Origin of the sequence: Xanthomonas sp. SHU 166, from assembly GCF_000364685.1 — a bacterium.
In the GTDB taxonomy this organism is placed as follows: domain Bacteria; phylum Pseudomonadota; class Gammaproteobacteria; order Xanthomonadales; family Xanthomonadaceae; genus Xanthomonas_A; species Xanthomonas_A sontii.
The window spans coordinates 1-453 of the sequence record NZ_AQOJ01000733.1 but is presented as its reverse complement, the minus strand read 5'-3'; the positions used below and the strand labels follow the sequence as shown (position 1 = coordinate 453).

The window sequence follows — 453 nt, the reverse complement described above, 5'->3', positions numbered from 1 at the left end:
CCGTCGGCGGCTGCCGCCTGGCTGAGGTCGGCCGTCGCACTGGTGCGTTCGCCGATGCGTTGCACGGCGACGCCGGCCTGGCGGCGGCCGTCCAGCGCGATCGACCAGCCCAGGTACACGCTGCGGTCGCGGGCCTGGTCCAGGTTCTGGTTGATGCTCAGGTTCAACGACGACTGCCGCGGCAGGGCACGGGTCCAGAACAGGCTGGCGTAGCGTTGGTCGCCGCTGTCGGGGTAGGCCAGGCGCACGTAGCTCAGGGCGATGTTGCCGACGCCGTCCCAGGTGCTGCCGAACAGGGCGCGCTCGCTGATCCGCGGCGGCGCGGCGCCGTAGCGGGCGGCCACGTCGCGGTAGCCGGCCTGCGCGCGCTGGGTGTCCATCGCCAGGTTGAAGCGGCCGTTGTTCCAGCGGTAGCTCAAAGCGTACTGCAGGCCGTGCTGGCCGGCCGCACCA

At 72.4% G+C, this 453-nt stretch carries 1 pseudogene; it reads right to left on the bottom strand.

The features are described 5' to 3' along the window. A pseudogene (locus tag D180_RS17125) lies at positions 1-453 on the bottom strand (fimbrial biogenesis outer membrane usher protein); the annotation flags it as partial.